The organism is Paenibacillus sp. MER TA 81-3 (genome assembly GCF_023713585.1).
Taxonomy (GTDB): domain Bacteria; phylum Bacillota; class Bacilli; order Paenibacillales; family Paenibacillaceae; genus Paenibacillus_B; species Paenibacillus_B profundus.
In genome coordinates this window covers 17,772-31,258 of sequence record NZ_JAMAWB010000029.1, presented here as the reverse complement: position 1 = coordinate 31,258, position 13,487 = coordinate 17,772, and the positions used below count along the sequence as shown (strand labels likewise).

General features: G+C 49.5%; 12 protein-coding genes. All 12 read left to right on the top strand.

Going from position 1 to position 13,487, the window contains the following annotated elements:
- Positions 1-24 precede the first annotated feature (24 nt).
- The 12 genes from queF (at position 25) to nadA (ending at position 13,458) form a co-directional block, all read left to right on the top strand.
- A complete protein-coding gene (gene queF, locus M3650_RS27980; RefSeq protein ID WP_251579480.1) occupies positions 25-516 on the top strand; it encodes a preQ(1) synthase in 492 nt (163 codons plus the stop codon).
- 74 nt (positions 517-590) lie between these two features.
- Positions 591-878: a sporulation protein YabP gene (yabP, locus tag M3650_RS27975; protein WP_019420298.1), complete on the top strand. Its 288-nt coding sequence runs from the start codon at positions 591-593 to the stop codon at positions 876-878.
- Positions 875-1,516: a spore cortex biosynthesis protein YabQ gene (yabQ, locus tag M3650_RS27970; protein ID WP_251579478.1), complete on the top strand. Its 642-nt coding sequence runs from the start codon at positions 875-877 to the stop codon at positions 1,514-1,516. Before yabP ends, yabQ begins: the two co-directional genes overlap by 4 nt.
- 144 nt (positions 1,517-1,660) lie before the next feature.
- Positions 1,661-1,987 (top strand): FtsB family cell division protein, encoded by a 327-nt coding sequence (locus M3650_RS27965; protein WP_019420300.1) that lies wholly within the window; start codon positions 1,661-1,663, stop codon positions 1,985-1,987.
- 124 nt (positions 1,988-2,111) lie between these two features.
- A complete protein-coding gene (locus M3650_RS27960; RefSeq protein WP_019420301.1) occupies positions 2,112-2,606 on the top strand; it encodes a S1 domain-containing RNA-binding protein in 495 nt (164 codons plus the stop codon).
- Between the two features lie 528 nt (positions 2,607-3,134).
- Entirely contained in the window at positions 3,135-5,639 is a 2,505-nt protein-coding gene (gene spoIIE / locus M3650_RS27955) for a stage II sporulation protein E (RefSeq protein WP_251579476.1), read from the top strand.
- A gap of 218 nt (positions 5,640-5,857) precedes the next feature.
- On the top strand, positions 5,858-6,622 hold the full coding sequence (locus tag M3650_RS27950; protein WP_233698610.1) for a vWA domain-containing protein: 765 nt from the start codon (positions 5,858-5,860) through the stop codon (positions 6,620-6,622).
- Positions 6,594-7,637 (top strand): protein kinase domain-containing protein, encoded by a 1,044-nt coding sequence (locus tag M3650_RS27945; protein ID WP_251579474.1) that lies wholly within the window; start codon positions 6,594-6,596, stop codon positions 7,635-7,637. The genes M3650_RS27950 and M3650_RS27945 overlap by 29 nt, the downstream gene beginning before the upstream one ends.
- 210 nt (positions 7,638-7,847) lie before the next feature.
- The gene (gene tilS, locus M3650_RS27940) at positions 7,848-9,434 is read left to right on the top strand and encodes a tRNA lysidine(34) synthetase TilS (protein WP_251579472.1); all 1,587 of its coding nucleotides are present in this window, start codon (positions 7,848-7,850) and stop codon (positions 9,432-9,434) included.
- A 136-nt stretch (positions 9,435-9,570) separates the two neighbouring features.
- The gene (hpt, locus tag M3650_RS27935) at positions 9,571-10,119 is read left to right on the top strand and encodes a hypoxanthine phosphoribosyltransferase (RefSeq protein WP_019420307.1); all 549 of its coding nucleotides are present in this window, start codon (positions 9,571-9,573) and stop codon (positions 10,117-10,119) included.
- A 90-nt stretch (positions 10,120-10,209) separates the two neighbouring features.
- Positions 10,210-12,345 carry an ATP-dependent zinc metalloprotease FtsH gene (gene ftsH, locus M3650_RS27930; protein ID WP_019420308.1) on the top strand — a complete coding sequence of 712 codons (2,136 nt, stop codon included), beginning with the start codon at positions 10,210-10,212 and terminating at the stop codon, positions 12,343-12,345.
- A 168-nt stretch (positions 12,346-12,513) separates the two neighbouring features.
- Positions 12,514-13,458 carry a quinolinate synthase NadA gene (gene nadA / locus M3650_RS27925; protein WP_311295151.1) on the top strand — a complete coding sequence of 315 codons (945 nt, stop codon included), beginning with the start codon at positions 12,514-12,516 and terminating at the stop codon, positions 13,456-13,458.
- The last annotated feature ends 29 nt before the right edge of the window (positions 13,459-13,487 follow it).

Here is a 13,487-nt window from a genome sequence, read left to right as displayed (position 1 = left end):
GAGAGTTAGAGGGGGAGATCACTTATGGCAGGCAGAAATGAAGCGGAGCTGCAATTGCAGCAGCTCGGCGCCAAGACGGAATATCCGGCAGACTACGCACCGCACGTATTGGAATCCTTTGATAATAAACACCCGAACCGTGATTATTTTGTCAAATTCAATTGTCCGGAGTTTACGAGTCTATGTCCAATGACAGGTCAGCCGGACTTCGCGACGATGTACATCAGCTACATTCCCGGTCAGAGATGTGTCGAGAGCAAGTCGCTCAAGCTCTATATGTTCAGCTTCCGTAATCACGGCGATTTCCATGAAGACTGCGTCAACATCATCATGAACGACCTTATCGCCCTGCTCGATCCGAAATATATCGAGGTATGGGGCAAATTTACGCCGCGTGGGGGTATTTCTATCGACCCCTATTGCAATTACGGACGCCCGGGAACAAAATACGAAGAGATGGCGTCCTACCGGCTCATGAATCACGATATGTATCCGGAAAAAATCGATAACCGATAACGCTTGTTCAACAATCGGAGTTCTATTCTTGCGGCCCCTTCATAAGCTAGTGTTGAGAAGGAGGGGTACATGCTATGAACGAATTAACAAAATCAACGGCTAAACGTCAGGAAATTAAAATGTTGAACCGCAAGCTGCTTGAAATTAGCGGAGTAAACAAAGTGGAGAGCTTCGACAGCGAAGAGTTCTTGCTGGATACCGAATGCGGGTTCCTGACGATACGCGGCCACAATTTGCATATTAAAAACTTAAGCCTCGATCAAGGACTCGTCGCCATTGAAGGCACGGTCAACTCCCTGACCTATTTAGACGCGAACGCTCAAGATAAATCCAAAGGCTTTTTCGGGAAGTTATTCAAGTGAGCCTGTATACGCAATGGATGACCGTCCTGCTCATGATGATGAGCGGGCTGGCGCTGGGCTTGGTGTATGACAGCTATCGCGTCGTAGCGGGGCAATTCAAATTTCCTCGATGGACTTTACCATTCTTGGATGTATTGTATTGGCTCGCTGCGACGCTGTTCGTGTTCCAAATGCTCGTCAAGGGCAATCAGGGGGAATTGAGGTTTTACGTGTTTCTGGGACTGGCCTGTGGGGCATGGCTCTACGCGGTCGTTCTTAGCAAGATGACCGTCGCAGTCGTGATGTGGTTGGTCAAGGCGATCAAAGCGATCGTACGTTTTGTGCTGCGATGTCTCTACGTTCTTATCATTTTGCCGTTGAAAGCGATATGGCTTTTTACCAAGGGCTTCATCTTATTTTTAAAATCGGTCGCTATGTTCCTTATCAAAATTGTGCTACAATGTTTAAGACCGCTGGCACTTCTTGTGCTATGGGCGTTTCGACCACTTGTCATGCCGGTATGGAACCGCTTCGGTATGACAGAGCGAATGCTGAGAACCGGGCAGACTCTGAAGCTGACGGCTCATCGCATCACTGCTTGGATGAATCGGGGTATACAGTTCATTGGACGCGTCCTTCATCCGAAGAATAAGCAATAATAACTGTGTCGACTAGTAATCTCATTCACCTCGCAGTATCGGATTGTCCTTGATCAGACGACGGCAGAGCCGTACCGCCCGTTTCATAGGGAGCAGTAGAGGGTATACGTTAAAGTGGACGATTGAACTCAAGGAGGTGTGCGTATGTCTGTGTCTGTTTCCCGAACACCAGACCGCTATCGCGATAAGAAAATAGCTGGAGCGAAACGTAGGCTTCGTCTGTGGACGGCCTTTATGGTACTGTTTTTGGGATGGGGCACTTATACGTACATTACTCAAATGTCCACAATGGAAGATTTGCGCGAGGATTTGAAGGTGCGCGAGAAAGAAAAGCATGCGGCAGAGCTAGTCCGCAACGAGTTGAAGCAGGAGGTGGAACGGCTCAATACGACCGAATACATCCTGCAGATTGCGCGAAGTCGAGGCATGGTACTGCCTGATGAAGTCATCATTCGAAAACACGATGAATAGGCGTAAAATCGGGACAACCGTCGGTTGACCAATATCGCGCCGTTACAGTATAATCACCACATAAGCATTGTTTTTGTTGATCAATGTTTTCGTTTAACATTTTAAGGGAGGAACATTTTATTCTATGACAATTGAAGTGGGCACCAAGTTAGAAGGCAAGGTGACAGGTATTACGCATTTTGGAGCGTTCGTTGATCTGTCGGGAGGTGTCACGGGACTGGTTCACATCTCTGAAATTGCCGATAACTACGTCAAGGACGTGAATGACCATTTGAAGATTGACGATATCGTCACGGTCAAAGTTATTAACGTCGACAAGGACGGCAAGATTGGCTTGTCTATTAAGCAAACTATTGATAAACCTGCATCGGAACAGAGACCTCCAAGAGGACCTCGACCGGACCGTCCGGATCGTCCAGGACCTCGTCCTGATCGTCCAGGAAGAGATGGAGGCAGGTATGGACAAGGGAACCGGGACCGGGGGGGACGCAAGTCGCCTAATTTCGCTTCTTTTGAGGATAAAATGTCGCGCTTCCTTAAGGATAGTGAAGAACGCATTTCTTCTTTGAAGAAGAACACGGAATCCAAGCGCGGAGGTCGTGGCGCTCGCCGGATGTAATGAATATAACAAATGGAAGCCGCAAGCCGATAATATCGGTTTTGCGGCTTTTTTTAATGGCACGACAATAAGCCTTCCCACCTTTTGCGCGGTCTGGAAGGTTATTTGCGTTAGCTGAACGCCGTGAGTCCCCTAGACCAACCTTCGTCGGCACCCGTGGGAGCGTCATATGCCTGTCCACCACGTTGTGACGGAATCGGGGTTTCGTCGCACGCCGTTTGTCGGCTGTACTTTTTTTGTCGTTGGGGTCAGCGCTTACGACAGGTTACTACGTCATTCTGTATGCTTTGCCCCCGATTCTTCTTCGCTTCCTGTGAAAGCGTTACAAAAATGTGACAATGCCACTGCTTCAGCAAAGAGAGAGAAATGACCGCAACCCCTTGTCAGGCTGAGCCTGTCCGCTTTTTTGCACGAGGCTCAACTGATGTCGGAAAGTTTTTTGGATGGAATTCCTTATTATGACAAACTATTTCGATTCCCTTTTCTATAATGAGAGCACACAATTCAGAGAATAGGTGGTGCTTGGCAATGAGTAAGACGAAGGTAATTCCGTTTCCGAAGAAAAGCTGGCAGGGTGTTACGGACGGTGAAGGCGTGTGGGCACAAAGCGCAAACAAATGGCGCTTGGAGCGGTTCAGACGCGTCCTTGGCACACGCAAGTGGACAATTATGTTCGTCTTGATCGGATTTTTGCTTGGGCGGGCAATGATTTTAAATGAGTTGTTTCCGTTTGCTGCAGCCTTTTTCACGGTTATTTACTTTACTCGTCGTGAGCTGGCAACATGGGTAGGCACGGCGCTGCTTGCCGGGAGCTTGTTCGCCCCCGTGCCGATTACACTCATGATGGGAATGCAGCTCTTGCTCATTGTCCTTCTGCACCGCGGATTGAAAGCCTATGAACGAACCGACATGAATGCGGCTCCGTTTATGGTGTTCAGCGCCACGCTCATCGTAAAGCTATTCGTCACTTTCGTATCGACGACATTTACGTGGTATGCCTTCCTGATGGACTTTACCGACGCCATCCTCGGTCTGGTGCTCACCCTTGTATTCATTCAGGCTCTGCCTGTGCTGACGATGAGCAAACGCAATTACACATTGCGTATCGAGGAAATGATTTGCCTAATGATACTGCTCGCATCTGTAATGACGGGAGCCGTAGGCTGGACGGTTCAATCGCTTCAGCTTGATCATATTTTATCGCGATATTTCGTTCTGCTGTTCGCGCTCGTCGGCGGCGCTCCGCTTGGAGCTTCCGTAGGTGTTGTGTTAGGCCTCATTCTGGGCCTCGCCGAGCCGAGCTCCTTGACGCAAATGAGCGTATTGGCGTTTGCCGGGCTTCTGGCCGGTCTTCTGCGTGAAGGGAAACGCTGGGCTGTCGCCTTCGGCATGCTGCTCGGGACAGCGATTCTGTCCGTCTACCTCGGGCCTCCGATTCAGGTGATGGCCTCAACGTGGGAGACGATCGTCGCTGCGGCGCTATTTTTGCTTACTCCTAAATCCATATGCTCGACCTTAGCCAAGTATGTGCCTGGTACGAGCGAACATGCGAAGTCGCAGCATGAATATGCGAAGCGGGTCCGGGATATGACCGCGGATCGCGTGCAGCAGTTCTCGGAAGTATTCCGTCAGCTGTCACGCAGCTTCAAGCAGACGGCCAATACGGAAGAGCCGCTTACAGAAGATGAGAAGGCAAATAGTCTAGTTGAATCGGTGTCTGCCATAACTTGCACCGCTTGTCCTAGGCGCCAGGCTTGCTGGAGCCACAAATATGTGCAGACGATGACGGTGATGACGCAAATGCTGCACAAGGTGGAGAATCAGACCGAATATACCGAATGGAAGGAGAAGCACATGCCCCAGACGTGGAAGAGCCACTGTATGAAGGCACCACAGGTGATGGCTCTGCTGCGCGACCATTCTATTCGCTATCAACATGATGAGCATTGGCGCAAGCAAATTCAGGAAAGCCGGCATTTCGTGGCCGATCAGTTGGATGGGGTATCGCAGGTGATGGACGATTTGGCACGGGAAATACAGCGGGAAGGACGCGAGCTCTTTATGCAGGAGGAACAAATACGGCAAGCTATGGAGGACTTGGGCTTGTCTGTGCATCGGGTCGACATATTGACCTTAGACCCCGGCCGTATCGAGATTGAAATGATTCATTCCTTTACGGATGGTTACGATGAATGCCGCAAATTAATTGCGCCGCTCTTGTCCGATATATTGGGCGAACATATCGCCGTACGTGAAGAGCGGATGACAGGCACGGAAGGCCATGGGATGGTGACCTTTGTGTCGGCCAAAGCATTTGAAGTAGAGACTGGTCTCGCCAGTGCGGCGAAGGGAGGTGATATATTATCTGGGGACAGCTTCAGCGCTTTGGAGCTCGGAAGCGGAAAGTTTGCAGTCGCTTTAAGCGATGGGATGGGCAACGGAGAGCGGGCCCGTATGGAGAGCAGTGCTACATTGAATCTGCTGTCTCAGTTGCTGCAATCGGGCATTGATGAGAAGCTGGCCATTCAATCGGTTAATTCTGTGCTGATGCTTCGATCACCTGACGAAGTGTTTGCGACCGTTGATTTGGCAATCATTGATTTATATTCAGCCAATACAACCTTTATGAAAAGTGGTTCAATTCCAAGCTTTATTAAGAGCGGAAACGAGGTGCGTTTAGTTTCTTCTGGAAATTTGCCGATAGGTATCATACAGGATATTGATATTGAACTTATTGATTCTTCATTGCAGCCGGATGATATTCTCATCATGATGACGGATGGCATTTTTGATGCGCCAGGGCCTGCGGTGAATAAGGAACTATGGATGAAACGTCTGATCAGTGAGCTGGAGACGGATGATCCGCAGGAGATAGCCGATATTTTGTTAGAAACGGTCATTCGCCATTCCAGCGGGCGGATAGAAGACGATATGACGGTCGTCGTAACGAGGGTGACGCGGCATCAGCCGCAGTGGGCCACTCTGCATTGGAACGGACATGATCGAATGGACCGTCCACTTACGGTAAGTTAACCTTTAAGAGGTTGAAATGCTTCCGGTGCAGTTTTCTTACGATAACTTGTACTTCTTCGTACTGGAAAGTGACTTTTTTGAACATGAAATAATTTAGCGCTTCGTCATCATTATCTCTAGCAATTCGCTGCATTGCGTCAATGCTAGGGTTAAACTCTCTCATTAAAGGCAACACTGGAACTAGATTGTTAGTGACGATGGGAGGGTGATGGGAAATGATGAAGCAGATCTTACTCATTACGGACGGATGTTCCAACGTGGGGGTGCAGCCGGCGGTTGCCGCCGCACAGGCAAGAGAGTTAGGCATTGCGGTGAACGTTGTCGGTATTGTAGATTATGGAACGATAGGGGTGCTGGGCGGACGTGAAATTGAAGATATTGCGCAGGCGGGAGGCGGCATCAGCCGTATTGTGCAGTCGCATCAACTCTCGCAGACGATTCAGATGATGACGCGCAAGACCGTCGTGCAGACGATTCATCAAGCTATGAATAAGGAGCTGCGGCAAATTCTTGGGGCTGATGGAGCGGATAGCGTTGAAGCGCTCCCTCCGGATCAGCGCGCAGAAGTGGTGCGTGTGATGGATGATATGAGCGAGCAGTCTCAGCTTAGAGTTGCTCTATTAATTGATGCCAGCGCGAGCATGAAGCCGAAGCTGGCTGCGGTGGAGGAGGCGATACGCGATTTGATGCTCAGTCTGCAGGCACGGGTCGGGAAGAGCGAATTGAGCGTCTTTCATTTTCCGGGGCCTCATGGAGGGGAGGAAGCGGTACAAGATCTGGAATGGACGGATGATATCGGCCGCGCAAAGCGCTTATTTCAACGGCTGAATATGCGGGGGACAACGCCGACGGGTCCAGCCCTCTTGAAAGTGATCGATTATTACCAATATGATAGTCATACAAGCTCTTCCTCAGCCGAGGAGCAAACGTATCAACAAGAAGGAACGGGAACGGATGGGATATGGAGTGACTACATCGTTTAAAGCGGGAGGACAACTGCATACCGTTAAGACTGCGGTTCGGCAAATCAGCGTCGCGCCCGGGACCGTGCTGAAAGGCATGTGGAAAGAACGCATGTATCGTATAGAGCGGCTTCTAGGGCGCGGAGCGAACGGTGTCGTCTATTTGGTGACCATGCTGGCGATGGAGGAGAACCGCGAGCGGAGCTCGGGGGCATTTGCACTCAAGATGGGAGTGGATGCGGTCGATTTTCAATCTGAAATCAATGCGCTGCGTTCTTTGGAGCGCCAGCGCCGCACACAGGACGGTCGAGTCGGCCGCCACGGCTCCAGGCCTTTTCTTGTCGACATTGACGATGCGGATGTGAGTGGGCAGCGGATTCCGTTTTACGTCATGAGATATGTTCCCGGTGTAAGCTTGAAGGCGTACATTTATAAGAACGGAGCCGACTGGTACGGTCTGGTCGGGGGGAAGCTATTGGCTAGGCTAAATAAAGTCCATCAGCACGGCTGGGTGTTCGGTGACCTGAAAGCGGAAAATGTGCTTGTCAACGATGACGGCACAGTCGAGCTTGTTGATTACGGCGGGTTAACTGCAATGGGGAATAGCGTGAAGCAGTTCACCGAGCTATATGATCGCGGGTACTGGCACGCAGGCTCCCGAACGGCCGATTGCGGGTACGATTTATTTTCTTTTGCCGTGCTGACGATTCAGATTCTTGGCGAGAAAGAATTGCGCGAACGTCTGAAGGCTAGCTTACCGCAGACACGCGATGTGAAGGACTTGCAGGAATTAGTGCGCAACCATCCGCGATTGAGACCCTTTGAATCGTGGCTTACGCGTGCTCTAAAAGGTGCATTCGCCTCTTCAGAGGAAGCCTATCGACAATGGCAGGAACTGAGCCATCGACTATACCGGACGAGTAAGAAGCCCTATCGGCCGACTCCGCTATGGTTGAAATGGTTTTTTGGCGTGTCTGTATTTCTGCTGGTCATAAGTATCGCGTTGGCGGCATGGGGCTTCGATTTACGGAGGTGATTGTGTTATATTGAAAAAAAGAAAAGGTTTGAATCTTAATGGATTTTGGATCGTACTTATTATTTATAGTTCGTGATTAAAAGGGAACTTTTTGAACAACCTCTTACTACATAACATAACGAAGTTCTAGTTTTTTAGTCTTTGCCTCATACATATGTTTGTGAGTTGAATCAGTAAGAAGTTATATTGAACAGAAATCGGGGATGAACAATGGCACCAGGAGAAAGACCGGGCCAAGGAAGGGACTATGCTTGGCAGCAGTGGATTGTGAGACTTAAGGATTCGGCGGATCAGCGTCTTCTATGGCACGAAGAGGATACAATCGTGGTCGCTGTGTCCGGAGGACCGGATTCGATGCTGCTTCTCTATGCGCTTCATGAATTGATTGAACAGCGCGAGGTAGATGGCAGGGGCCGCCTTATTGTCGCTCACGTCCATCACGGCTTTCGCAGCAGGGAATCTGATGAAGAGGCGTTGTTTGTGGAGCGGGAGGCACAGAAGCTGGGACTCCCTTTCGCAATGACGCGCGTCGATGCTCCTGGACTTGCTGAACAGCGTGGACTGAATCCGCAAGCCGCTGCTCGCGAGTTGCGGTACACTTTTCTGCAGGATGTTGCCCAGCGTTATGATGCCTCTCATATTGCTCTTGCCCATCATGCCGATGATCAAGCGGAGACCGTACTGATGCGCATGCTGCGTGGAACTGGAAGCACCGGTCTGGCTGGTATGGCTTGGAAGCGCGAGGAGGGCGGACTTACGTATATTCGGCCGCTGCTTCATATGCGGAAGACGGATATAATGGAGTGGTGCGCCATGCGGAACATTCCTTATGTAACGGATAGCAGCAATACAAAACGTGACTACACTCGCAACCGATTGCGTTTAGATATTTTGCCTCTATTAGAGAACGAAAATCCGCAGTTAGTCTCTGCCCTATGTAGAATGGCGGATACATTGCGGGATGAGGCCGACTGGTTGGAGGAAGAAACGCAGAGGTTGTTTCAACGACATGTGAAGACGGTAAACAATGATGAGGGAAGTCCATTCGTTTCTCATGCTGGCTCGGGTTATCTTCTAGACCGGAAGACATTTTGCAATACACATGTTGCTTTACAACGCAGGTTGATTAAACTAATATTAAATTATCTCACGCGGGAAGCGGAACAGATTGATTTTGATGTCATTGACACGCTGCGGAATGCGGCGGCAAGAGAACACCCTTCCACATGGAGAATGGATGTTTCTCGCGACGTTGCGTTCGTGCGCGAATATGACCGTCTGCTGTGGCTGCGTAAGGATGTCTCTGCTTCTGATGATATCCGCTGTGTGAAGAGCTTGACGATACATAGAACGAGTACATCGGGTCATTTATCGTTACCGCTTAATAACAGCATGCTGCACTGGATGATCAGGGCTGCAGCAGATAGAGATGCAACTTCGAATATGCGGCATCTCATTGACAGTAGTGACTCTAGTGCGGGCTCGCGCGTGCGCGGACGGGCTTGGGAAGCTCAGTTCGATGCGGACACATTGTGTTGGCCGCTTCATGTCCGATCTCGCCAGCCGGGCGATCGAATGCGTGTGCAAGGATTAAACGGCAGCAAAAAAGTGCAAGATATGTTCGTTGATGCTAAAATTGGGCCGTCATTGCGAAGCTTCATTCCTATTGTGACGGATCATAACGGACAAATTGTATGGGTGCCCGGAGTACGGCGTTCCGATGTTGCGCTCGTACAGCCGTCAACTCAGTACATCATTCATTTCGTACTGGAAGGCGGGGCGCATGCTTCAACGTAGTATCAACGATATGACAGCAGTTCGGTCATTCGTAACCGTATGGAACGATCTTTGTTCACATAAGTATTAAAGGTTGTTCAAAAAGTCCCTTTTTGAACACGCACTAATTAGTATTCACTCTAGGAGGGGCCCATCATTGCATAACGACATTGAAAAGGTAGTATTTAGCGAGGAACAAATACAAGCGAGAGTGCAGGAGTTGGGGGAACAACTCAGCCGTGACTATGAAGGAAAGTGCCCGCTTGTCATTTGCGTTCTGAAAGGCGCTTTTATCTTTATGGCTGATTTGGTGAAGCGGATTTCCGTTCCGTTGGAATTGGACTTTATGGCTGTGTCCAGCTATGGAGCATCAACAAAATCGTCAGGTGTCGTCCGGATTATCAAGGATTTGGATGTGCCTGTTGATGGCCGCGACGTATTGATTGTGGAGGATATCATCGATACGGGGTTAACGCTTAGCTATCTTATCGAAGTGCTGCAAGGGCGTAAAGCGAATTCCATCCGTGTAGTTACGCTTTTTGATAAACCGGCGCGCCGTACCGTAGATATGGAAGCTAATTATAAAGGCTTTGTGCTACCCGATGAATTTATCGTCGGTTATGGTCTCGATTTCGCCGAAAGATATCGCAACCTCCCATACATTGGTGTATTAAAACCCGAAATTTATACAGATGAAGCAAAGTAACAATTCAGCTGTCATTGCTTGCACGGTCAAGTTGTGATGGCAATACGTGCTATGATACAATAACTTCGTGTCCTTGAGAGGAGGTTGGGGATGAATCGGTTTATTAAGAACTCTGGTTTTTATCTGATTCTTTTTTTAGTCGTGGTTGGTATTGTCCAATTTATCGGAAACGGCAATGAAGCCACGGACACCCCGAGATATGACCAGTTTCGCAAAGAGCTTACGACCAACAATATAGAAGAAATGACGATTCAGTATGAAGGTCGGGCATATTTGGTCATCGGTAAATATAAGAAGATTCCAGAAGGGGCGAAATCTCAGCAGTTCGTTACGTATATTCCGGACAGCAACCCGGCTGTACAAGAGATTATGAACGCTGGGGAAAACCAGCAATCGCTTAAAATTAACTGGAAAAAGATGGAGGAACAAAGCCTGTGGCTTACGTTTTTGACCTCCATTATTCCGTTCATCATCATGTTCGTCCTGTTCTTCTTCTTCTTTAATCAAGCTCAGGGCGGGGCCGGCAAGGCAATGAACTTCGGTAAGAGCCGTGCTCGCTTGTATAACGAAGAGAAGAAACGCGTCACCTTCGAAGACGTGGCAGGTGCGGATGAAGAGAAGCAGGAATTGGTGGAAGTTGTAGAGTTCCTGAAAGATCCGCGCAAATTCGCCGCACTCGGCGCGCGCATCCCGAAAGGTGTACTCTTGAACGGTCCTCCGGGTACCGGTAAGACGTTGCTTGCTCGTGCCGTAGCGGGTGAAGCAGGCGTACCATTCTTTAGCATTTCCGGTTCGGACTTCGTCGAAATGTTCGTCGGGGTCGGTGCGTCACGTGTGCGGGACTTGTTCGAAAATGCGAAAAAGAACGCGCCTTGTATTATCTTTATCGATGAAATTGATGCCGTTGGACGTCAGCGCGGTGCCGGACTCGGCGGCGGGCACGACGAGCGGGAGCAGACACTCAACCAATTGCTCGTTGAGATGGACGGCTTCGGCGCGAACGAAGGCATCATCATTATCGCGGCGACGAACCGTCCCGATATTCTCGATCCGGCGCTTCTGCGTCCGGGCCGCTTTGACCGCCAGATTACGGTGGACCGCCCAGATCTGAAGGGCCGCGAAGCGGTATTGAAAGTTCACGCGCGCAACAAGCCGTTGAACAAAGACGTGAGACTCGAAACGATCGCCAAACGGACGACTGGATTTACAGGCGCCGATTTGGAGAACTTGTTGAACGAAGCGGCGCTGCTTGCCGCACGGAAGAACCACAAGGATATTACGATGCAGGACGTTGATGAAGCAATTGACCGCGTCATCGTCGGTACGGAGAAACGCAGCCGCATGATTAGTGATCGCGAGAAGCGCATTGTTGCTTTCCATGAATCAGGACATACCATTATCGGTTACTTCTTGGAGCATGCCGATATGGTTCACAAAGTAACAATTATTCCACGCGGACGCGCAGGCGGATACGTTATCATGATGCCGAAGGAAGACCGCATGCTCGTAACGAAGCAGGAGCTGCTGGACAAAGTGACCGGCTTGCTCGGCGGACGCGTTGCCGAAGAACTGTTTATCGGGGAAATTGGCACAGGAGCGTACAGTGACTTCCAGCAAGCGACGCGCATTGTGCGCAGCATGATTATGGAATACGGAATGAGCGACAAGCTTGGACCGATGCAGTTCGGTAATCGCCAAGGAGAAGTGTTCTTGGGCCGTGACTTGGGCCACGAACAGAATTACTCCGATGCTATTGCTTATGAAATTGATCAAGAGATGCAGAACATTATGAACGAGTGTTATGAACGTGCGAAGCAGCTCTTGACTAAGCATACACGTGAAGTGAATCTGATTGCGACGACGTTGCTTGAAGTAGAAACACTTGAACTCGAGCAAATCAAGGAGCTCATTGAAGAAGGCAAATTGAGCAAAGCTCCATTTGAGATCAACTCCGATTCAACAGGCTCATCCAGCAACACTCCTGTAATTGAAACGACAGGGGATGTGAAGGTGAACGTAGTAGGCAAACCGGAGAAGCTCGGCCCGACACAATGGGGAGATACCGGCACAGCTAAGCCGGCAGACGATGCTCCGAACAGTTCTTCTCCGCAAGAGCAAGAGCTTAAGCAGGAACCATCGTCATCCGATGCTCAACAAGAGACTCCATCAGATGAGTCATCCTCTTCTCCTTCGGATCCAACAGAAGAGAAGAAAGACGATAAGTAAGATGGCAGCCTATAGTTATACCCTCATTCGCTGATTCCGGCGATTCTAGAGTGCACATGAATGTGCACTCTATTTTTTTGTTTTGAACAACCGCTTAGATTGAATTGACACGGGGGGAGGCGTTGTGTAAATTAAGTGTTAACGACAAGGCCAAGGGGTGAAGAGAAGGTGCAGTTAGAAGCACTGGCACTGGCACGCAAGGAAGAGCAGCAACGGGAACTTCGTGAACGGTTAATGGAACTGAAGAAGAAACGCAATGCAATTATTCTTGCTCATTACTATCAGCGGGATGAAATTCAGGAAGTGGCTGATTTTCGGGGCGACTCGTTTCTGTTGGCCCAAAAAGCAGCGGAAACCGATGCGGAAGTTATCGTATTTTGTGGGGTTCATTTTATGGGGGAAAGCGCCAAAATATTGGCACCAAACAAAACGGTCATTATCCCCGATGAACGTGCCGGTTGTCCGATGGCCGATATGGTGAATGTGGACGGATTGCGCAAGCTGAAAGCACAGCATCCGAAAGCTAAGGTTGTAACTTATATTAATTCTTCGGCAGAGATTAAGGCGGAGACGGATATTTGTTGTACGTCCTCGAATGCGGTTAAGGTCATTGAATCGCTTGATGCGGACGAAATTATCTGGGTTCCCGATAAAAATCTGGGCCATTATGTACAAGAGAAGACAGGCAAAGAGCTGATTATTTGGGAAGGGTACTGCAACACGCATGATATGCTGACGGTGAAAGATGTCATGGAGATGAAGTCGAAATATCCGCATGCACCGTTCGTCGTTCATCCGGAATGTCGTCCGGAAGTAGTGGCCATGGGTGATTTTGTAGGGAGTACGACAGCCATCCTTGAATATTGCAAAAATTCCGATGCGAAGGAATTCATTATCGGCACGGAAGATGGAACGGGGTATCAGTTGCGTAAAGACAGCCCGGATAAACAGTTTTATTTTGCAACCAAATTTTTGGTTTGTCCGAATATGAAAGTGAATAACTTGAAAAAACTCGTGAAATGCCTCGAAACGATGCAGCCGCAAATTTACGTGCCGCCGCATGTCGCAGAGAAAGCACGGTTATCATTGGAGCGTATGTTACAAGTGAAGTAGCATGCGCTACTCTTCTGATCAACAAGAAG